The organism is Pelodictyon luteolum DSM 273 (genome assembly GCF_000012485.1).
Classification (GTDB): Bacteria; Bacteroidota; Chlorobiia; order Chlorobiales; family Chlorobiaceae; genus Chlorobium; species Chlorobium luteolum.
The window spans coordinates 1,009,318-1,028,219 of the sequence record NC_007512.1 but is presented as its reverse complement, the minus strand read 5'-3'; the positions used below and the strand labels follow the sequence as shown (position 1 = coordinate 1,028,219).

The window sequence follows — 18,902 nt, the reverse complement described above, 5'->3', positions numbered from 1 at the left end:
TTATTCTCCTGTTGCATCACGACCAAGCATGACGAGTTTTTTAAGATCGCTGTTCGTGAGTTCCGTCAGCCACTGCTCGCCGTTTCCGAGAACCGTTCCGGAAACAGTCGTTTTTTTCTCGATCATCTCATCAATCCGCTCTTCAAGCGTTCCAGCGGTGATGAATTTGTGGACTTCCACATTATGCTTCTGCCCGATTCGGAACGCTCTGTCCGTTGCCTGGTTTTCAACGGCAGGATTCCACCAGCGGTCATAATGAATGACATGACTGGCTTTGGTCAGGTTCAATCCGGACCCGCCCGCCTTCAGGGAAAGAATGAAAATCCGCGGGGCATCGTCACCATTCTGGAAGGCCTCGATCATTTCGTCACGTTTTTTCCTCGATAGCGAGCCGTGCAGAAAAAACACCTCCTCTCCCAGCCGTTCCTGCAGATGAGCCTGCAGCAGGCTGCCCATCTCCCTGAACTGGGTAAACACCAGCGTGCGTTCGCTGCTCTCCCGGATTTCAGCAAGCAGTTCAAGGAGCCGCTGCAGCTTGCCTGAACGATCAGCAACACTCGAATTGTCCCCGAGAAACTGTACGGGATGATTGCAGACCTGCTTGAGCTTGACCAGCAATGCAAGCACCATGCCCCTGCGCTCTATTCCTTCTGAAGATTCAATCTTCTCCTGCAGTTCGTCGACAACCGCCTTGTACAGCGAAGCCTGCTCCCGGGTAAGGGTGCAGTACTGCTTCATTTCTATTTTGTCGGGCAGATCGGTTATGATCGTACGATCGGTTTTCAGACGGCGGAGGATAAATGGCGCCGTCATGGCTTTCAGCCGGTCAGAGGCGCCGCTGTCCTGATACAACTGGATCGGGTTGAAAAAACGGTCCTTGAAAAAGGCCTGCGTGCCGAGAAAGCCGGGGTTGAGGAAATCCATCAACGCCCAGAGATCGCCGACATGATTTTCAACCGGCGTGCCGGTGAGCGCTATGCGGTAATCGGATCGCAATGACCTGGCCGCCTTCGCCTGCTTCGTTTCGGGGTTCTTGATATTCTGGGCTTCATCGAGAATGACACCCGCCCAGTGCATACTTGACAGTACAGCGATATCACGAAACAGCAGCCCGTAGCTTGAAATCACCAGAGCCGATGCATTGGATGCCTTTTTGAGGTGAGCCGCCTTCAGCCGGTCGGCACCATGGTGCACCAGTACCGGAAGATCGGGTGTAAACTGTGCGGCTTCCTTTCTCCAGTTATTTATGACTGAGGTAGGGCAGATAAGGAGAACCGGGCGTTTTTCTCCCCTGTTGCGCTCTTCCTGGAGAAGAGCGAGGGTCTGTACCGTCTTGCCAAGGCCCATGTCGTCGGCCAGGCAGGCACCGAGGCCCCAGGTCCTCAAGAATGCCAGCCACGAATACCCCTTCACCTGATAGGCCCGAAGCGTTCCCTGAAAACGCTCCGGCTCGGGGAGCAGCTCGAAACGGCTCTCCCCCTTGAGCTTCAGGAGCAGCTCCTTCATCCAGCCATCGGCATCGACCCTCTGGACGCTGAGACCCGTCTCGAGAGAACCGGCGCCGACAGCCGCCGAAAGCACGTCGCGCGCGCTCTTTTCGGCGGACTGCTGTTTTTCAAGGAACCGCACCGCTTCGGAAAGTTCCTGACGGTCAAGCTGCCGCCACTGCCCCCTTACCCTCACCAGAGGCATTTTCAGTGCGGCAAGTCGGCGGAGTTCGTCAAGATCGAACAGATCGCTCCCGAGCGAGGCCCGGTAATCGCATGAAAGCAGCGTGTCGAGACCCATACCGCCGCCAGCACCCTGCATGACCGGTGCTTTTACCCGGACACTCAGCCCCATCCTGTGCATCGGCCCCCTCCCGACCCACCATGAGGGAAGCATGACGACGAACCCGGCAGCCCTGAGAGCGGGAGCGTATAGGGTAAGGAACCGGAACGCCGCCTCGGTACCGAGCTTCAGGCCGTCTGGCTTTTTACGCTTCAGTGCGACGTTGATGGCCGGGTACAGGGCGGACGACTGGCCGAGCGCCAGAAGCATGAACTCCGTATAATCAACCCCGTAACTCCTTGCCTGTACCGACGCGTCGCTTTCCGGATCCCAGAGGTCAGCGACCTCAAGCAGGAGACTCGGATCGCTCTTCAGCTGCAACATATAGGTGAGCCGCCAGATATCCTTTTTCGTTTTCGGGCCTGGCTCGAGAAGCCGGAAGCAGAACCTGAAAGGAGAGCGGGCATACACGTCCAGGGGGCGCCGCCACTCGGCAAGCTCCAGGGCAAACGCTTCGACTTCGGGCTTACGTTCCCAGTACATTTCCGGAATGACGGCTGAAAGCGACTGCATCCAGGCGTCATGCAGCGTCAGCGGTGTTGCCTTCATACGGCCCTTGCCGGCAAATGAGAGCCGGACAAGCGAGTCCACAAAGCCCTGCAGCAGAGATGCCTGCACCTCCTTTCCAGCGGTTCCGGGACGCTTCTTCAGGCCGGATGAAAGACAGCGGGATACCGGCGGCATGGCCTCGGCCAACGCGTCGAGACGCAGGGAGGTGGAATCTGCAGGGTAGGGAACCCATCGCCCTTCCCACTGCAGAGGCCCGCGGACAAGGGATGGAAGATATCGCTCTGTGGCAACAAGATGCAATGCAGTTTCGAAAAGATGCATTGTCCAGAAGAGGGAGGGCCCGAACAAAACGCCTGAACCGGGAATGCCTCCCCCGCGCATGCAGGAGAAAAGTGCTGCAGCGAGGGAAGTATCGAGGGGAAGAACTGTTATCCACACCGGCTTGAGCGAGGATTTCCGGCGCCTGTCGGGTTCCGGGCCAAGCAGGGGCGAGGAGGGCACCCTTTCCTGACCTCGATGAGGAAGCCAGGCGACAAGCTCCCTCAGCATCGGCCTCCGGACCGGAACCCGCATACCGGCGGCCCTCAGTGCCCTGCGCAGCTCCACGATATCTCCCACAGCACGCCCTTCGCTCCAGAGCATCGCTGTACCATCCTGTACCGAACAATGGAGTGCAATCATCTGCTGCTCCTTTTCGAAGGCATGCCGTAACATTCCGCAAACGCATCCATCATATCGGAATGGAATCCCCAACCGATTCCATCCGTTTCATCCACAAGGAGCCTGGCCCGCTTTCTGAACCGGTCAAGAAGACCTTCGTCACGCATCAGCAACAGCGCCTTGCGGTACACGCCCGATACGCTGTCGTAAAACGACATCGAAATATCGCCATACTCGTTGGTATAGGCCACGCCGTTTTCGGCATAGCAGAGCATAAGGTCGGCAAGCATCGCATTGCCTCCCCCGAATATCCTGAACTCGGCAATCGCTTTGCGTCCCTCTGCAAGCCGGAGTGCATACCCCCGTTTCGGAAAGAATGCCCGGAGCACCTTTTCCCTGCACCTGGCATACAGCGCCTCTTCATCGGGATTGACATAGAAATCCAGATAGTCCTTCACCTGTTTGTGATGGCGGTACAAATCGCAGACGAGGTTTATAAGCCCGTCCTTATCAACTGTTTTCAGTGCTCTTCTGAGCTCTACCTGACCCATTTCCCGCAACGTTTTTTAATGTTACAGCACGCCTGAGAGAGCAAAGGGGGCCGGCAGGCCGGGCCCTCCCCCACACCCACGCCGGTGCAGTGCACGAGATACTGAATCAGCCGGCAGGACGCTTCTCTTTGCAACACGAAACATAACAATAAGGGATGAAAAGCCATTACAAAGAGTAACCCGGCAATGCATCCGGCTCAAGCATCACCAGGCAGCAATCGAAGGCTCTCTCTCTCTCTCTCTCTGCATGCCGGCAGCTGTAAAGATGGCGGAACTGAAACAGTCATTGCAACAGTCATTGCATTCCGGAATGGATGCCGCAATGCCGGCTACTGCAAAAACATTCACTACCGGCCGAAGCCAGGCAAGAAATCCATGACCATACGGGATGTGCGGGGGTTTGGCATCTGCAGTGTTTGCCGGCTGGCGTTGGTGAGGAAAACGCGGAAACAACCCCGAACCGGGCTTTGCATATTGGCAATTATCGTCACACTGCAGGCTGTGCATCATGCTCCTGAGCGCCAGCATAACCATAGGGGACCTCTAAGAATTGAGTGTTGATATTCTGCCCGGCGGATAACCCGGCAGAATCATATGGCAGAGCCATCCGCTCCTCAGCCAGATGACCCCGTATCCTTATAACGCAGATAGCCGCTGCAGGCGCGGCGTCGGAATGCAGAAGATGAAGATGGTGCCGGGCTGCAGCGAACCGGCTGCTGCCGCTTCGTGCGGGGAAACTCAAGGTCTCCCTGATAGAGGAGCTTCATCGTTGTGTGATACGCATCCTTTCTGCCAGATCGTTGAAATATTCCAGGGGACCAGATTTTCAATGCCGCGGCATCCGGCACAAACCGTGACACGTCGCTCACAGCTGCCGAAACATCAAGCCCGTTGATCCGCCGCCGAAGCAGGTCGCGGAATCCCTGTTCCGAAAGGGACTCCTCCTTCAAGTGACCGCTGCATCTGGCACGCATGACGAAATGCGCGAGATTCATTGCGATGCCGTTTCTGACGTACCATTCAAAATCAAACCAATCCCGCCCCTTCACCAGGGGTTTTCCAGTTCCTGTACAGCAGTGCGTGCATCCTGCCTGCAAAAAGATCCTGCAGGCCTCACCCACCACCAACCCTCACGTCAGGCAATCATGCCCGCCTACCGCAACGACAGGGTGAATGGAGGGTTTGTCTCCTCAATGGACCAGGAGATCCTCCAGCACGACATCGCCTGGTGGATTGCAGGCCATTGCCATACGGCGATGGAGTACAGCATTGGAAAGACGAGGGTTCTCTCTAACCCCAAAGGCTACCCCCATGAACACGGCAACGGATTCGACCCGCTGAAAACGCTGGAAATTGCAGAAGAGGGTATCTCCGCCCTTTAGAACGGAAAGCCGGATGAACCATTATCTGGCCTTACAGGAAGAGAGCGTCGGATCGGCGCTCCCCCGTGAGGGCGTAGAATGCGGGAGGAGATTGTGTGCGGAACAGGGAAAAGAGGAGCAAAAGAACCGGAACGCCCGGTCAGGATGCCTCTTCGTCCGCAGTATTGGTGTCGGACGGCACGGGCAGGTCGGAGACGCCGGGCAACTGGTCGTCAAGTACCCTTACGGCACCGGCAAAGCGTTTGTCATAGTATTTCTGCTGGAGCCGGTCTTCAGTGATGCCTTTGGAAACGGAGGAGTGTACGAAGGTGTCATTGCCGACGAAGATGCCTACATGGCTGATGCGCTTGCCGCCGCGGGTCTGGAAAAACACAAGGTCGCCGGGCTTGAGCTCGCTGCGCTCGACCTTCCGGCCGATGCCGGCCATTTCAGAGGAAGTACGGGGCAGTTTCGTGTTGAACCCCCTGTCATACATGAACCGCACAAACCCCGAGCAGTCGAACCCCGCCGTGCTCTGCCCGCCGAAGCGGTAGCGGATGCCGAAAAACTGGCGGATGTCGCTGAAAAAGCTCCGGATGGGGCCATCTGCATTTTCAATGACCGGCTGGATGGCGCTTTGCTCTGGAGAGGGCTCTGCAATGCAGTCGGAAGATGGAGTCAGGAAGAAGGTGGAGAAGAGAAGGGAAAGCAGGAGGAAGGAACGGATCATGCCAAACAGTGAGCGGGTGTTTCCGCCAACATGGCGCAATCGGCATAACAAGTTCCTATATGGCATAGCTGAAGCGCTTAAAAAATAAAAGGGGATGTCTCTCAATCGGCAGCCGGCGTTCAGCATAACAGCATAACGGCAAAGCAATATAGTTATTTTCCCCCATGAAATCCAAACCGGTCCGGTATAATCACGTCATTGCAGGACGTGAGGCGACACCAGCGGCCTCACTCCCCTCTTGCACTTGGCGGCTTATGGAGCCAACCCCCTTTCAGAGACCCGCAAAAGGCCTGTCCGGGGGCGCGACCGGCGGCTTCCGTCTGGAACGCTGTTAGTTCGAAGCCATACCGGCAAGAACCGTCACGATATTCTCCACGACCTGTTTGTCGAACGTGGTCGGCATCAGGTGGTCTGCCGTCGGAACGATTGCATGCGCTATGGCATCTGCGACGGCGATTTTCATCTCCGGCGTAATCTTTCGTATGCCCGTCTGCAGCAATCCCTTGAAGAGACCGGGAAATACAAGGGCGTTGTTGACCTGGTTCGGCAGATCCGAACGGCCGGTACCGACAATACAGGCTCCCGCCTTGAAGGCATCTTCAGGCATGATTTCCGGAGTCGGATTGGCCATCGGAAAGATGAAGGGTGCGGGGTTCATGCCGGCAATCATCTCCCCTGTCACAATATTGCCGACAGAGACGCCGACAAAAACATCGGCACCGGCCATGGCGCTCTGCAGATCGCCCTCATGCTTCAGCCTGTTGCTTCGCAGGGCAATCTCCTCTTTGATGGGGTTCATGCCCTCCCGTCCCTCATACAGCGCACCACGGGTATCAACAAGAACCACATCACTGACCTCAGCATGGATAAGCAGTCTGGCAATCGCTATGCCGGCAGCGCCGGCGCCGTTGACCACCACGCGGAGATCCTTCAGTTCTCTACTGGTAACGCGGCAGGCGTTGATGATCGCCGCCAGTGTAACAATGGCGGTACCGTCCTGATCATCATGAAAAACGGGAATGGAGAGCGACTTTTCAAGCCGCTCAAAAATCTCGAAGCAGCGGGGAGATGAGATATCTTCAAGGTTGATGCCGGCAAAACTCGGCTCTATAAGCCTGCAGAACGTCACGATCTCGTCAACATCGGTTGAGTTTATGCATAAGGGGATGGCGTCGATATTGGCGAACTCCTTGAAAATGATCGACTTGCCCTCCATGACGGGCATGGCCGCCTCCGGTCCGAGGTTGCCGAGCCCGAGGATGGCCGTTCCGTCAGAGACGATTGCCACCTGGCTGCCGCGATTGGTCATGATGTAGGAATTCTTCTTATCCCGGCCTATTGCCGTGCATACGGCGGCAACTCCGGGCGTGTAGGCCGAAGACATGTCCTCTTTGTTTTTCAGACTGACTTTTGAGTGTATTTCGATTTTGCCGCGCGCCTGGCGATGCAGATCAAGAGATTTCTGTGTATAACCCATATGACAGGATGACCGTTTATCAGGGTGAGGGTAAAAAAAAAGAGCTGATGTGTCCAACCTCCATCTTGTTTATGTCTGGATTAACAAGCCGGTCGGGGTTTGTATGGCAGCGGTGGAATATACTCCAATAATCAGCGCTTCAAGGCAGTGAGCGGAAAACAGGGGTAAAAGGTTTGACTCGGGCGGACTCCCTGCACTGCCCTCCCCTCACTCAAACGCCCGGATATTGTTGGTTTCAACAGTGATCCGTGTCGAGGCTGCGCTACAGTGTCATAGAGATGTTGAAGCTCACCAGCACAGAATCCCGTCGTTGTCCAGGCCGATCATGACAATAAAGGCGGTGCAGCAGCAAATCAGCATCACACATGATTTCCAGGGGAGGAAGGAAGAGCCCTGCTGGAAGAACGGACGAGCGGGCGTGTCGGTACCGGTCGAAGAGAGCCCGGAATGGCTCCAGAAATGACGACAGGAATGACGACAGAAATGACGACAGAAATGCGCCCTTGCCATCCCACGCGCCTGTCCCCGAATCAAATGGTTGTTTCCGCTCCCTTGAAGACAGCGGCCCGGATGCTCTCCGGCATTATCTTTTTCCCTCACGGCACGACACTGCATATATTGCAGCAGAGCGCTGCATTACTGAAAAGAGGCGCCATCTCCCCCACGGCATCCGCCACAACAGCCAAACCGCATGGCATTCAGATTCTGGAAAAGGATAACCCTCTTCCCCGGCCTTACCCTAAACATCAGCAAGTCCGGCATATCGATTTCCGCCGGGCCCCGGGGTGCGAAATTCACCATGGGCCCGAAAGGAAAGCGCCTCACCGCAGGTATTCCCGGCACGGGCCTCTCCTGGACGAAAACTTTCAGGAATACAGGCACAACAGATACACCCAAACAGAAGGAGAACGAACATGCCATTTGAAGTCGATCCGGGCATGCATGGCGAAGAAGAGCTGCTGGGAGCCGGAATCATGATTGTCGGTGTCGGCGGGTGCGGAGGCAATGCCGTCAACGGCATGATCGAGAGGAACATCGAGGGGGTGCGCTACGTCGTCTTCAATACCGACCAGCAGGCGCTCAGGCACTCGAAAGCCATCAACCGGGTAAAGATAGGCCGGGAGACGACCGGAGGGCTTGGCGCAGGGGCAGATCCGGCGGTGGGCCGCAAGGCAGCCGAAGAGGACCGCGACATCATTGCCGAACAGCTCAAGGGCGCCGACCTGGTATTCATCACGGCAGGCATGGGAAAGGGAACCGGCACCGGAGCCGCACCGGTGATTGCCGCCATCGCCAGAAGCATGGGGATCCTCACCATCGGGGTCGTCACCAGGCCGTTCGGGTTCGAGGGAGGGATTACGGCTGCAGTCGCCGATGAGGGCATTGCGGAACTCCGCAAACACCTCGACACCCTGATTCTGGTCGAAAACGAGAAGATAGCCGCTTCGGCCGAAGAGCGGGCAAGCGCCACCGAGGTCTACGACATGGTGAACGAAATCCTCTACCAGGCGGCAAAAAGCATTTCCGACATCATCACCTACCACGGCCACGTCAATGTTGACTTTGCCGATGTGAGAAGCATCACGGCAGGAGGCGGCGATGCCCTCATGGGCTCAGCGGCGGCCGCCGGCCAGCGCAAGGCGCTGCAGGCCGCCATGGCGGCCCTCGAGAGTCCCCTGCTTGACGGAGTTTGCCTTACAGAAGCCAAAGGACTCCTGGTGAACATTACCGGTAAGGTGGAGATGCAGGACCTTCAGGACGCCATGCGCTTCATCGGAGAGCAGGTCGGGCATGAGGCAAAAATCATCAACGGCTATGTCGACCAGCAGCTGAGGGAAAATGAAGCCCGGGTGACCATCATCGTCACCGGCTTCACCCACAAGGTCCATAATGCACCCGAGGGTCCTGAACCCCCGCCGGTCATACCGCTCAAGGCGCCTGAAGCAAGGGACCTGTCCGGGGACCTTGCAACTCCTGCCTATATAAGACGGAACATCCCGATTGATGGCCCCTACGCCACCCCGCAGGGCAGCGCAGAGGAACAGACCGGAACGCCCTTCCGGCATACCCCGGCCTCCCGGTCCGCAGATGAGACCATAAGAAAAGACCGTTCCGACATCCCCGCGTTCCTCCGCAGGTCCGACAACCCTAATTTCACAGGGCTCTTTCAGACTGATAACTGACAACGAACTCCACTCTCGGCACACATACCAACCGCACAGGAAACCTGCAGCGGCTTCATGATGCCGGGTGGGCAGATGAAGTGCAACGGACAGGGAGAGAGTGACCGGTACGGCAGATGCTGCTGCCCGTTTGCCGGCGGAACTGCATGGACTTATAGGGGTTACAGTCTGAAATCAGTATATTCGCACCATTAGCAATACATCACAGGGAAATCACCGGCCGGCAGCGACGGCCGGCAGGAATTCCTCTTAACCATCAACGCGCAATCAATCAATCATGAACATCACCATCAACGAAAAGGCTGCCGTGGCCGCTGTAGGCCAGAAACTCATCCATGTCGCCCAAAAGAACCACAGCCATGTCGGCTATGTCTGCGCCGGCAACGGCGTCTGCCAGACCTGCTATGTGACCGTAGAAGAGGGTGCAGAATGCCTTTCACCGCTCTCCGACGTGGAAAAAGCGTTCCTCTCTGAGCGCCAGATCAATGCGGGCGGCAGGATGGCCTGTCAGGCTGTACTGGAAAAAGAAGGAACGGTGACGATACTCTCCAGACCCGAAGAAGTGCGCAGCATGCTCTTCAACAACCCGCTCGGGCTCTTCAGCTACGGTGCCGATATGGGCAGGGATACTGCAGAGAAAATCAGGCCGGGCATCAGCAACCTCATCGCCAGAATCCAGACGGGGGAACTGAAAAGCGAAGATCCGATGGGCGAGCTCATGAAAGCCCTTACCGGCGCCGTGAACCTGGTGATTGCAACGCTGCCCGACAATATTCCTTTCGGCCTCGGCGAGCAGCTGAAGAACCTTGCCTCCAGCCTGCCCCGGAACCTGAACCTCAGCCTTCCCCTGAACATCAGCATTCCCTTTCTTTCGGCAGGCGAAGAGAAAAAAAACACCCTCATTGCCGTTCCGGTGACTGCCAGAAAGAGCTGAAACTGCTTCTCCGCTTGAGGATGGCGGGATGCAGGCGGAAATGAGCCGGGCAGACGGTTCAGGGCCCCTGCATAATTCCATTCCACACACCAAAAGCAAAGGGCACGGCAACCACCGTGCCCTTTGCTTTTGCATCACCAATCCCACGCAGAGGGGACCAAAAAGCGTGCAGGAGAGTTGCGGGCCACGAGTTCATACGGGCCATAAAGCAGACCTGCCCGGTCAGATTAATTGCATTCCATGCAGCCTGAATCACGAAAGTACGCTATATTTCATTATTGACCTGCGGCCTTCAGAGAGGCCTGGCAAGGGAGGAAAATCATCTATAACGGCATCCGGGCAAGCCGCCTTCATATGTCCACCGCACCGATTGTCACCCTCATCGGAAAACTCAAGCGCAGTCGGGTCATGCAGTTGACCCTGGCGTTTTTCCTGCCGGCAATGACCCTCATTGTGCTCCTGAGCATCTATTTCTCCTCCAGGGAATACGATTTTCATTCCATCAAAATCAAGTCTGCACTCGAACAGCTCCTTGCCAATAGCCAGTTAAGCCTCCTCAGCCAGAACGAGTTCATCGTTTCCGACCTTGATTTCATCACCACACTGCCGGATCTCACTGCGGTCCTTCTCAATCAGTCCTCACCCAGTCAGCGGCAATCCATAACCTCGACCCTCAGCACCCTCAGTGAGGCCCGGCCCGGATACACCAAAATCCGCATCATCGACGTCAACGGCCATGAACAGATAAGCATCCTGCATCCGCTCCGCTCAAAAGCCTCCGCACAGCCTGACTCAATGCTTCAGGATCTTCATCTGCGGACCTTCTTCACCCAGTCCATCAAGCTCCCCCGGCAGGACATTTACATCGCATCATCAGGACCCGCAGGGCAGGATTCGCTCTCCACTGCCCCCTTCATCCGTATTGCAAAGCCGATCAGGGATGCATCCGGCCGCATCATAGGGGTTGCAGTAATCAACTCGAACGGGGTTCAGCAGGCAGAGGCCCTGATGAAACACGAAAGCATCGCCGGCTGCAATGCCATGCTTGTAACCCACGATGGCAACTATTTGGGCCTTCCACGCTATGATGACGGAAGCAGGAAGTTGCTTCAGGATGCTGATCCATCGATCACCGCCACATTTCCTGAGGAATGGTCATACATCAAAACCCGGACAGAAGGCCAGTTGCTGAGCAGGAAAGGGCTTTTCATTTTCAGACGCCTTTATCTGATCCCGTACCATTCGCCTCTGCGCAGGGATACCATATCGAGCGAAGGCGATTACTGGGTCATGATTCAGCATGTACCGCCCTCCGTCATCAAGGCAATGCAATCGGCAACATTGGATTACATGCTCATGGCGGGTGCCGCCGGCATCATCATGTTCATCGGAGCTCTGTTTCTTGCTATACGGATTGATGACAGCCGCCGTAAGAGACAGGAACTCGAAACGGTGACCGGTACGATTCCCGCCTTCATTTTCATGAAGGACCCTCAGCTCCGATATAGCTTCGCGAACCAATACGCGCTCAATCAGCTCCAATGCAAAAAAGAAACGATCATCAACAAAAGAAGCGGAGACATTTTTCCTGCTGACACGGCAGCTCTCTTTGAAAAAGAAGACCTGGAGATCCTGCAGACCGGCAAAAGCATCATCAACCAGAATGGTGAAATCCTGCTGGCTGACGGCACCACCATTGCCGTACTCACCAACAAAGTGCCATTGACCAATTACAACAACGAGATTGAAGGTATCATCTCCGTATCAATGGACTGGTCAATGCAGAAAGAGTCCGAAGAGAAAAACAGGATGCTGGAAAACAAACTGCGCGACCGTCAGAAAATAGAAATGCTCGGAACCCTTGCCGGCGGCATTGCCCATGATTTCAACAACCTCCTCACGCCCATCATCGGTTATAGCGAATTGGTACTTGAATCACTACCGGAAAAGAGCGAGCTCGGGGAAAGCCTGAATACGGTAATAAAGGCGGCCATGAGAGGCAAAAAGCTGATCCGGCAGATGCTGATGTTCGGACGCAATGATACCCCCAGCCTCAGGCCCTGCCAGCTGAAGCCGATATTGGATGAAGCCATGGACTTCCTCAGGCCCTCCATTCCTTCCACCGTCAGGATGGAAATCCTGATCGCCGACTTCAGCGACGCCGTCATGTGCGACCCCATGCAAATCCAGCAGATAATACTCAACCTCTGTACGAATGCCTGGCAGGCAATGGTGAATGAAACCGGAACCGTTTCCGTTGAGTTGAGCAAAACCACCGCGGAGAATGCAATGGCCGCAATAAACAAACCACTCTTACGTGATCAAGTCTACGCAAGGATAACGGTTCGCGACGACGGTACAGGCATGTCGAAAACTGTCAGTGACTGTATGTTCGATCCATTCTATACAACCAAGGAGGTCGGTAAAGGAACTGGCCTTGGTCTTTCCGTCGTTTACGGAATAGTCAAGGCCCATAAAGGAGAGATTAGCGTTGAAAGCACGGAAGGGTCAGGAACTGCCGTCACGGTCTTTCTGCCGGTGGCGGTGAATCAAACAGCAGATGAAGGGTGATGAAACGAATACTTGTCATCGACGACGAACCCGATATCCTGAACCTGATGCGCCGAATGCTTGAAAAGCACGGCTATAGGGTCAGTTGTGCGGAAAACGGGAAAATCGGCTTGCAGCATATTGATCATGAGCCGTATGACCTTGTCATAACCGATATGCAGATGCCCGGCGTTGATGGAATGGCAATCATCCACCATCTCAGCAAACGGGCACCGGACACCAGGATCATCGCCATATCGGGTGGCATAAAACTTTATGGAGCAGACAACCTCGATAGAGCTGAAGAAGCAGGAGCGGAGGCCATTCTCGCCAAGCCGTTCACTACCAAAGAATTTGTTGCCACCGTCGCAGGCGTTCTGGAGTCAACCCCACCGCCACAGCCGCCGCCGCCGCCGCAACAACGCGGCGACTGACCCTCATCCACCCGGGGCAAGCGGCTTTATGCAGCGCTGAGCGTCTGCACGCCTATCGGCCCCGGCGAGCAGACGCTCAGGGAGCCTTGCCTCAAGCCTTGAAGCAGTGAAACGTTGAAAAGGGTTCAGGGATCCCTGAAGAGCTGCGTGAGACAGGAAAAAGCCAAAAGGGCTCAGCATCAGCCGGGCCCTTTGCCATATGCGGAAACAGGAGCATGAGGCGGCATATTCACCTCGCACACACACACACTCTCTCTCTGCATGTCAGAGAGAAAAAGCACCTCCGGACTGCTGACACGTGAATGGATGCTCAGGCCCGTCCTCCGGATGGTGCCCGACTCACTTCATCACCACCTAATACTTTTCCGGGACCGTCTCGGACTGCACTGCAGCAGTGCCTTCTGAGGGTTCCTGAATGCCGGACCCTTTGATTGAGCCCTCGTACGATGTCTTGCACCCTGAAAGAGCAAGCAACGCAACCATCAACAACGCATAGATCTTCATGACAAGCTCCTTTTTCATTTAATTATGCTTCAGATTCTTTACCTTTTCGGCCACATCATGCATCGCGTTACGTATTCCATGCATAGCTGAGTCAATCCCATCCTTCAATTTTTCCCAGCCATCCTCTCCGGACTCTCCGAGCTCTTTCAGCCTCACCTTTGCCGCATCCACACCATGCTGAAGCTCGTCAAGATCCTTGGCATATCTGATGCGGGCATCAGCTGTAAAATCCTTTGCTCTGGCCTTGAACTCAGAAACTTTGACGCGCGCAAGCTCCAGCTCAGCCTCCGCCTTCTGCTTATAGGCTTCTTTCATGTTCATCTTGCATCTCCATTAATTTCATTCCATTGATTCATACCATTGATTCGTTGATTCAGAGTGCTGAATCCGCTCAACCTCAAATCCTCCGGCCCTGAATGACACGGATCAGGATAACCACAACCGCAATAACAAGAAGAACGTGAATCAGGCCTCCCATGGAATAGGAAGTCACCAATCCAAGAAGCCAGAGAACAATCAGTACGATGGCGATGATTTCCAGCATACGGCACCATCCTTTTTGGTTTAATGGCCCGTTGAAGCTGCACCTCGCGCTGCGGGACGGCCAGTCGGCCCGGCCACAAGCAAACCCGACATTCCGCAATGCTCCAAGAGACCGCATTCAAAAAACAGTTACGACAAGCAGTTATAACCGGTCAAGCAACTTCGATACCACCAACAAGAGACTACCGCAAGACAGCAAACAAAGGGGATAACGGGAACAACAGGGTGTCGAGACTACACCCGGCGGCAGAGGGTACCGCCATAGAATAATATTGCCACCCATTCTTTGAGAAAAACAGCAGGACAGGCAGGAATAGTTCCTCAAGAGCACCGGCTAATGCAGTTCGTAGCAGACCTGAAAATCCGGAAACGCCAACCAACAGAAAAAAAAATGACATACCCTTGACGGATCAATGCATGCCAAAATGCCCCGGAAGTCAGAAATTTTTTTCACCCGGCTGAAAAAGAAGCATTCCGAATTTTTTCACCGCGCACACCGGCACAGTCCTTTCACCACATTGCGGCTTCAAGCTTCGCCGTCCGGGTGCTGCCGGAAACGGCATTGCGGCAGAGCGTCCCGGTCTACGTTCAGCAACGCCGGAGTGTGCCGGCTATTGGAGAAAAGCTGCGACCTTTTCGAAGAAGAGTTCGGGATACTGAAACATAAGCCCGTGTCCCGCATGTTCCACCACGCATAACTGTGCATGAGGTTGAGGGATCTTTTCGGCAAGATATCGTGCGTTGTGAGGGCTCACAAGCCGGTCATCCGATCCGGTTATGATCAGCGTCGGGTTATCCAGCATCGGCAACCGCTCCGTCGTACCGCTCCATGCATCAATCGCCGCTGACTGTCTTGCCGTGATATCCTCAGGGATGCGTCCCATCGGGCGATAGAAGATCTCCTTCAGGCGCTGGCCATTTGCCTCCATCCACGCCTCAGGAAAGAGGACGCTGATATAGCGCATGCCGCGCTCTTCGGGCGACCCGGACGTGTCGGTAAGCATCGACAGCACTTCGAGAGAAGGGGGAAACATCTGTGCATCGCAATGCGCGGCATAGAGCACCAGTTTGCTCAACAGAGAGGGGTGACGAAAAGCCAGTTCCTGCGCGACAAGTGAACCCATCGACCATCCAAGCACATGCGCCTGCTGAATGTTCAGGGCCCGCATCAGCCCGGCCGTATCGTCGGCCATGCGGACTATCGAATAGTCCTCCGTTCCCTCGCCGGTATCTCCCATGCCCCGGTTATCGAACACAATCACTTTGAAACGCGACGCAAACAAATCAAGCAGACCCGGTTCCCAGAGGTTCATGGTACTGCCGTAGCCCATGATGAAGACAAGTGGATAGCCTTCCCCGAAAACGCGGCAGCTCATCGAGATGTCGTCAACCGGCATCGAAAACGTTTCGCCTGATTTTCCGTTGAGGGGCTGGTGGCTGTTCATGTTGGAGTATCCTTATTGTTTTCGTAGGATTTTCGAGTGCGGGAGCGGGATCCTCACACAAAAAAAGGGGGCAGAAAAGCGCGACTGAAACCAGGTCCATAATACAAACTGCCGGCTTCGGGCGCAACTCGCCAGCCTTGTGTATAAAGAAGCCGAAATCACAGAAGGTCCGGGGATTAAGAATATTGGCTTGACATAACTAATATTATACAACAAATGGATCCTACGGAAGGAAGGGCGAATGGATGCATTGACTTCCTCGGTTATCAGATCCACCCTGACCGCAAGCTCCGCCCCTCGGCTACGAGCCTGCACCGCCTCACGGAACGCGCACGCCGGCTTTATGAGCAGGGAGCCTCCCTTACGAGGCTCCGGCAGTACGTCACCCGCTGGCTCCTTGGGGGTTTGGACGAACTGGTAACCACCAAAGGCGACGTAACCAGATACTGGGTCTATGTCCTGAAACACCTCCACATCTCAGGAGCCACCGTACGAACCTGATACCGGAGCGGTTTATGATCGCTCCGGCATCGCACAGGCACGTATGGCAACGCAGACTTCACAGCGATGGGGGTTACGGAGGTGTGGGCAGGCACTTCACATTAGAATATCACCGCACAGCCACCGCCTCCCGACTCAAGCCCAACGTCAGAGCCTGCCTCGTTAATCTCTTCTCCGGTGCACTCATATCCTGCTGAACCGATGGCTTTCAGCCGCTCCTCCGGCGTTTCGATTGCCATGATCTTTTCACGGAACGCTTCGTCCGTTTTCATCTTCTCGATGAACGCTTTTGCCTGTTCTACTGACATGATGAGGGTCTCCTTGGTCTAAAGTTATATGGAATCGGAATGTCACTTGGGTACTACGCTACGTTGAAATGTATCTCGGGCAGAGGGATAAACAAAAGAGAAAAGCCCGAGAGGGTGTGGCCCTACACCCGGGAAAACGCTTCATCGGTAGAACGGAAAAAGGCTTTGACCTCCTCGGTTATCAGATGCACCCCGACCGCAAGCTCCGCCCCTCGGCAACGAGCCTGCACCGCACGACGGAACGCGCACGCCGGCTTTATGAGCATGGAGCCTCCCTTACGAGGCTCCGGCAGTACGTCACCCGTTGGCACCGCTGGCTCCTTGGCGGTTTGGACGAACTGGTAACCACCAAAGGCGGCGTAACCAGATACTGGGTCTATGTCCTGAAACACCTCCACATCTCAGGAGCCACCCTGCGTACCTGATGCCGTAGCGGTTTATGATCGCTCCGGCATCGCATAGGTAAGGCGGGCAGAGAAGATACCCCAGGGATGGGGGTTACGGAGGTGTGGGCAGGCACTTCATATTAATAGTAATATAATGGGCAATGAATCACATCATTCATTGCGTCAAAAAACCCATCAACCTCCCGCCCCATCCTCCGCCCGAACTCCTCAAATACCCCAGCCCCTCCTACCTCCTCAACCTCTGCGGAACCGACCTCGTTAATTTCCTCTCCGGTGCACTCGAATCCTGCGGCTCCGATGGCCCCCAGCCGCTCCTCCGGTGTTTCAATCGCCATGATCTTTTCACGGAACGCTTCGTCCGTCTTCATCTTCTCGATGAACGCTTTTGCCTGTTCTACTGACATGGCGGCTCCCTGGCTTTTGATTGTATTGTTCATGGAATGCACACAAAACTGCTGCACCCAAATATTGAGAAAGAAAAACCGCCTTGATCATGCACTCGAAGATTGCTGAAGATCAAGCCGTGATGATCTGAGCGCATAGGTTTCAAAACAGCAGGGCAACAGCCGTTTCCGGACAAAGTTCATCTGCTTGGTCGCTGTATGGTGGGTATTGAATATCCCTTTCGGGCGCTCTTCAGCAATGGGGCTTGCGGCATGCCGACGAAAAGCTTCAGCGACAACAATCGGGCCGAGCCCATTGGCCGTTCGTAGGGCTGGATCGACATAGAGGCTCCGGTAACAGAGGGCGTCAGGTACTACCTGTGAACGCAGAAGGCTCATCCAGGCAACGATTTTGCGGTCATGACGCAATCCGACGCTGAGTTCCGGCACAAGGTGTTCTTCTTCAGCGAAAGGCGAAAGACCCTGCGGAATGTCACCGGCTTGCAGACGTACCTGAAGGTCCTCCCGATCGGCATCCGTCAGTTGATCAAACGCTATAAGCCCATATTCCATTGGCAGTTGTGGGACTCGTTTAAGCCAGTCTGCATCAGCCATATCCTTAACCCAAGACAAGGACTCCTCCATAAACTGCTGAGGACTTCCCCATCCTGCCGAAGCGAGAAGTCTCTCGAAGACCTCGAAAGAGTCGAGTTTCGGAGTATACTCGGTACGGATGGACAAGTAGCCAGAGTCTCGTGCGGCAGTTTCCAGCGCTGCCATCAACAACTTGCCTATACCCTTATGTTGCCAGAGCAGATTGATGAAAACGGAACGGAGCAACAGGCCTTTCTGACCCGTCCCGGTGCCCTCATCCCTCGGTTGCATTGTGTCTGCCAGTACCAGACCGACCGGCCGGCCGTCAGCGCGGGCCACCAAAGCCAGCACATCTCCATTGTCCTGAAGGCCCTCGATGGCTTTTTCAAGCAGTTTACGGCAGGATTTGAAGGTAAGGGATGATACCTCCGGCAGTTCACCAGACTTCAGTCCTTCGACGGTGATGGATGCCGAATGCGAATAGGGGGTGGCAAAAAGATGCTCCCATGAACCGGGCGAGAACGACGACGACATTAAGATCCCTCTATATTATTGAATGCATTCAAAAAAAAACGCAGCACGATTTTGAGGACTCCATCACCACACGTTCTATATCTGGCGGAGAAGATGCCCCAAGGATTGGGGTTACGGAGGCGTGGTCAGGCGGTCAACATTGCAGCTTAACACTCTGATAGACCCTTTTCTTTTGGGTTCGCGTAACCGATCCCATTCTTAGCCCCTCCTGCCTCCCCAACCTCTGCGGAACCGACCTCGTTAATCTCTTCTCCGGTGCACTCATATCCTGCTGAACCGATGGCTTTCAGCCGCTCCTCCGGCGTTTCGATTGCCATGATCTTTTCACGGAACGCTTCGTCCGTTTTCATCTTCTCGATGAACGCTTTTGCCTGTTCTACTGACATGATGAGGGTCTCCTTGGTCTAAAGTTATATGGAATCGGAATGTCACTTGGGTACTACGCTACGTTGAAATGTATCTC

At 55.1% G+C, this 18,902-nt stretch carries 22 protein-coding genes and 1 pseudogene; 9 read left to right on the top strand and 14 right to left on the bottom strand.

What is annotated here, in order from left to right; genetic code table 11:
- The 4 genes and pseudogenes from PLUT_RS04720 to PLUT_RS12155 all read right to left on the bottom strand — a co-directional run.
- On the bottom strand, positions 1 to 3,021 hold the full coding sequence (locus PLUT_RS04720; protein ID WP_011357638.1) for a DEAD/DEAH box helicase: 3,021 nt from the start codon (positions 3,019 to 3,021) through the stop codon (positions 1 to 3).
- Positions 3,018 to 3,551: a DUF6155 family protein gene (locus PLUT_RS04715; RefSeq protein WP_011357637.1), complete on the bottom strand. Its 534-nt coding sequence runs from the start codon at positions 3,549 to 3,551 to the stop codon at positions 3,018 to 3,020. The genes PLUT_RS04720 and PLUT_RS04715 overlap by 4 nt, the downstream gene beginning before the upstream one ends.
- A gap of 614 nt (positions 3,552 to 4,165) precedes the next feature.
- Complete coding sequence (locus PLUT_RS11100; protein WP_049752359.1) at positions 4,166 to 4,546, bottom strand: hypothetical protein; 381 nt, start codon at positions 4,544 to 4,546, stop codon at positions 4,166 to 4,168.
- An 8-nt stretch (positions 4,547 to 4,554) separates the two neighbouring features.
- Positions 4,555 to 4,661 (bottom strand): annotated as a pseudogene (locus PLUT_RS12155) (nucleotidyl transferase AbiEii/AbiGii toxin family protein); the annotation flags it as partial.
- On the opposite strand from PLUT_RS12155, the gene PLUT_RS04705 reads away from it, so the two are divergent.
- Positions 4,628 to 4,933 carry a hypothetical protein gene (locus PLUT_RS04705; RefSeq protein WP_157858144.1) on the top strand — a complete coding sequence of 102 codons (306 nt, stop codon included), beginning with the start codon at positions 4,628 to 4,630 and terminating at the stop codon, positions 4,931 to 4,933. The pseudogene PLUT_RS12155 and the gene PLUT_RS04705 sit on opposite strands and share 34 nt — an antisense overlap.
- Positions 4,934 to 5,072: 139 nt before the next feature.
- On the opposite strand, the gene PLUT_RS04700 is transcribed toward PLUT_RS04705, so the two are convergent.
- On the bottom strand, positions 5,073 to 5,642 hold the full coding sequence (locus PLUT_RS04700; RefSeq protein WP_157858143.1) for a C40 family peptidase: 570 nt from the start codon (positions 5,640 to 5,642) through the stop codon (positions 5,073 to 5,075).
- A gap of 331 nt (positions 5,643 to 5,973) precedes the next feature.
- Entirely contained in the window at positions 5,974 to 7,119 is a 1,146-nt protein-coding gene (locus tag PLUT_RS04695; RefSeq protein WP_011357634.1) for an NAD(P)-dependent malic enzyme, read from the bottom strand.
- Between the two features lie 325 nt (positions 7,120 to 7,444).
- Between PLUT_RS04695 and PLUT_RS11715 the strand changes: the two genes are divergently transcribed.
- The 6 genes from PLUT_RS11715 to PLUT_RS04665 all read left to right on the top strand — a co-directional run bounded on the left by PLUT_RS11715 (position 7,445) and on the right by PLUT_RS04665 (position 13,220).
- Positions 7,445 to 7,582 (top strand): hypothetical protein, encoded by a 138-nt coding sequence (locus PLUT_RS11715; RefSeq protein ID WP_157858142.1) that lies wholly within the window; start codon positions 7,445 to 7,447, stop codon positions 7,580 to 7,582.
- A gap of 228 nt (positions 7,583 to 7,810) precedes the next feature.
- Positions 7,811 to 8,044, top strand: coding sequence for a DUF4236 domain-containing protein (locus tag PLUT_RS04685; RefSeq protein ID WP_011357633.1), 234 nt, complete (start codon positions 7,811 to 7,813; stop codon positions 8,042 to 8,044).
- The gene (gene ftsZ, locus PLUT_RS04680) at positions 8,034 to 9,302 is read left to right on the top strand and encodes a cell division protein FtsZ (protein WP_011357632.1); all 1,269 of its coding nucleotides are present in this window, start codon (positions 8,034 to 8,036) and stop codon (positions 9,300 to 9,302) included. Before PLUT_RS04685 ends, ftsZ begins: the two co-directional genes overlap by 11 nt.
- A gap of 277 nt (positions 9,303 to 9,579) precedes the next feature.
- On the top strand, positions 9,580 to 10,236 hold the full coding sequence (locus tag PLUT_RS04675; protein ID WP_011357631.1) for a 2Fe-2S iron-sulfur cluster-binding protein: 657 nt from the start codon (positions 9,580 to 9,582) through the stop codon (positions 10,234 to 10,236).
- Positions 10,237 to 10,590: 354 nt separating this feature from the next.
- Positions 10,591 to 12,807: an ATP-binding protein gene (locus tag PLUT_RS04670; protein WP_011357630.1), complete on the top strand. Its 2,217-nt coding sequence runs from the start codon at positions 10,591 to 10,593 to the stop codon at positions 12,805 to 12,807.
- On the top strand, positions 12,807 to 13,220 hold the full coding sequence (locus PLUT_RS04665) for a response regulator transcription factor (RefSeq protein WP_011357629.1): 414 nt from the start codon (positions 12,807 to 12,809) through the stop codon (positions 13,218 to 13,220). Before PLUT_RS04670 ends, PLUT_RS04665 begins: the two co-directional genes overlap by 1 nt.
- Positions 13,221 to 13,574: 354 nt before the next feature.
- Here PLUT_RS04665 and PLUT_RS11710 read toward each other — a convergent pair whose 3' ends face one another.
- From PLUT_RS11710 to PLUT_RS04655, 4 genes are all read right to left on the bottom strand, one after another.
- A complete protein-coding gene (locus PLUT_RS11710) occupies positions 13,575 to 13,742 on the bottom strand; it encodes a hypothetical protein (RefSeq protein ID WP_157858141.1) in 168 nt (55 codons plus the stop codon).
- The gene (locus tag PLUT_RS04660; RefSeq protein ID WP_011357628.1) at positions 13,743 to 14,045 is read right to left on the bottom strand and encodes a hypothetical protein; all 303 of its coding nucleotides are present in this window, start codon (positions 14,043 to 14,045) and stop codon (positions 13,743 to 13,745) included. It lies immediately after the preceding gene.
- A gap of 76 nt (positions 14,046 to 14,121) precedes the next feature.
- On the bottom strand, positions 14,122 to 14,268 hold the full coding sequence (locus tag PLUT_RS11705; RefSeq protein ID WP_157858140.1) for a lmo0937 family membrane protein: 147 nt from the start codon (positions 14,266 to 14,268) through the stop codon (positions 14,122 to 14,124).
- A 610-nt stretch (positions 14,269 to 14,878) separates the two neighbouring features.
- Entirely contained in the window at positions 14,879 to 15,712 is an 834-nt protein-coding gene (locus PLUT_RS04655) for an alpha/beta fold hydrolase (protein WP_011357627.1), read from the bottom strand.
- 216 nt (positions 15,713 to 15,928) lie between these two features.
- Here PLUT_RS04655 and PLUT_RS04650 point away from each other — a divergent pair, with 216 nt between their 5' ends.
- Entirely contained in the window at positions 15,929 to 16,213 is a 285-nt protein-coding gene (locus PLUT_RS04650; protein ID WP_011357626.1) for a hypothetical protein, read from the top strand.
- A gap of 101 nt (positions 16,214 to 16,314) precedes the next feature.
- On the opposite strand, the gene PLUT_RS04645 is transcribed toward PLUT_RS04650, so the two are convergent.
- Positions 16,315 to 16,521 carry a Nif11-like leader peptide family natural product precursor gene (locus PLUT_RS04645; RefSeq protein ID WP_011357625.1) on the bottom strand — a complete coding sequence of 69 codons (207 nt, stop codon included), beginning with the start codon at positions 16,519 to 16,521 and terminating at the stop codon, positions 16,315 to 16,317.
- A gap of 116 nt (positions 16,522 to 16,637) precedes the next feature.
- Between PLUT_RS04645 and PLUT_RS04640 the strand changes: the two genes are divergently transcribed.
- Positions 16,638 to 16,946: a hypothetical protein gene (locus PLUT_RS04640; RefSeq protein WP_238974625.1), complete on the top strand. Its 309-nt coding sequence runs from the start codon at positions 16,638 to 16,640 to the stop codon at positions 16,944 to 16,946.
- Positions 16,947 to 17,047: 101 nt separating this feature from the next.
- On the opposite strand, the gene PLUT_RS04635 is transcribed toward PLUT_RS04640, so the two are convergent.
- The 3 genes from PLUT_RS04635 to PLUT_RS04625 form a co-directional block, all read right to left on the bottom strand.
- Positions 17,048 to 17,332, bottom strand: coding sequence for a Nif11-like leader peptide family natural product precursor (locus PLUT_RS04635; RefSeq protein ID WP_011357623.1), 285 nt, complete (start codon positions 17,330 to 17,332; stop codon positions 17,048 to 17,050).
- A gap of 87 nt (positions 17,333 to 17,419) precedes the next feature.
- A complete protein-coding gene (locus tag PLUT_RS04630) occupies positions 17,420 to 18,439 on the bottom strand; it encodes a GNAT family N-acetyltransferase (RefSeq protein ID WP_011357622.1) in 1,020 nt (339 codons plus the stop codon).
- A 146-nt stretch (positions 18,440 to 18,585) separates the two neighbouring features.
- Positions 18,586 to 18,825: a Nif11-like leader peptide family natural product precursor gene (locus tag PLUT_RS04625; RefSeq protein WP_011357621.1), complete on the bottom strand. Its 240-nt coding sequence runs from the start codon at positions 18,823 to 18,825 to the stop codon at positions 18,586 to 18,588.
- Between the last annotated feature and the right edge of the window lie 77 nt (positions 18,826 to 18,902).

Bases quoted from the DNA above. Each gene is read 5' to 3' on its own strand.
- PLUT_RS04715 (WP_011357637.1), bottom strand. From the start codon at position 3,551: ATGGGTCAGGTAGAGCTCAGAAGAGCACTGAAAACAGTTGATAAGGAC.
- PLUT_RS04685 (WP_011357633.1), top strand. From the start codon at position 7,811: ATGGCATTCAGATTCTGGAAAAGGATAACCCTCTTCCCCGGCCTTACC.
- PLUT_RS04695 (WP_011357634.1), bottom strand. From the start codon at position 7,119: ATGGGTTATACACAGAAATCTCTTGATCTGCATCGCCAGGCGCGCGGC.
- PLUT_RS04645 (WP_011357625.1), bottom strand. From the start codon at position 16,521: ATGTCAGTAGAACAGGCAAAAGCGTTCATCGAGAAGATGAAAACGGAC.
- PLUT_RS04630 (WP_011357622.1), bottom strand. From the start codon at position 18,439: ATGTCGTCGTCGTTCTCGCCCGGTTCATGGGAGCATCTTTTTGCCACC.
- PLUT_RS04670 (WP_011357630.1), top strand. From the start codon at position 10,591: ATGTCCACCGCACCGATTGTCACCCTCATCGGAAAACTCAAGCGCAGT.
- PLUT_RS11710 (WP_157858141.1), bottom strand. From the start codon at position 13,742: ATGAAAAAGGAGCTTGTCATGAAGATCTATGCGTTGTTGATGGTTGCG.
- PLUT_RS04655 (WP_011357627.1), bottom strand. From the start codon at position 15,712: ATGAACAGCCACCAGCCCCTCAACGGAAAATCAGGCGAAACGTTTTCG.
- PLUT_RS04625 (WP_011357621.1), bottom strand. From the start codon at position 18,825: ATGTCAGTAGAACAGGCAAAAGCGTTCATCGAGAAGATGAAAACGGAC.
- PLUT_RS04720 (WP_011357638.1), bottom strand. From the start codon at position 3,021: ATGATTGCACTCCATTGTTCGGTACAGGATGGTACAGCGATGCTCTGG.
- PLUT_RS04665 (WP_011357629.1), top strand. From the start codon at position 12,807: ATGAAACGAATACTTGTCATCGACGACGAACCCGATATCCTGAACCTG.
- PLUT_RS11715 (WP_157858142.1), top strand. From the start codon at position 7,445: ATGACAATAAAGGCGGTGCAGCAGCAAATCAGCATCACACATGATTTC.
- PLUT_RS11100 (WP_049752359.1), bottom strand. From the start codon at position 4,546: ATGAATCTCGCGCATTTCGTCATGCGTGCCAGATGCAGCGGTCACTTG.
- PLUT_RS04650 (WP_011357626.1), top strand. From the start codon at position 15,929: ATGGATCCTACGGAAGGAAGGGCGAATGGATGCATTGACTTCCTCGGT.
- PLUT_RS04700 (WP_157858143.1), bottom strand. From the start codon at position 5,642: ATGATCCGTTCCTTCCTCCTGCTTTCCCTTCTCTTCTCCACCTTCTTC.
- PLUT_RS04660 (WP_011357628.1), bottom strand. From the start codon at position 14,045: ATGAACATGAAAGAAGCCTATAAGCAGAAGGCGGAGGCTGAGCTGGAG.
- ftsZ (WP_011357632.1), top strand. From the start codon at position 8,034: ATGCCATTTGAAGTCGATCCGGGCATGCATGGCGAAGAAGAGCTGCTG.
- PLUT_RS04635 (WP_011357623.1), bottom strand. From the start codon at position 17,332: ATGTCAGTAGAACAGGCAAAAGCGTTCATCGAGAAGATGAAGACGGAC.
- PLUT_RS11705 (WP_157858140.1), bottom strand. From the start codon at position 14,268: ATGCTGGAAATCATCGCCATCGTACTGATTGTTCTCTGGCTTCTTGGA.
- PLUT_RS04675 (WP_011357631.1), top strand. From the start codon at position 9,580: ATGAACATCACCATCAACGAAAAGGCTGCCGTGGCCGCTGTAGGCCAG.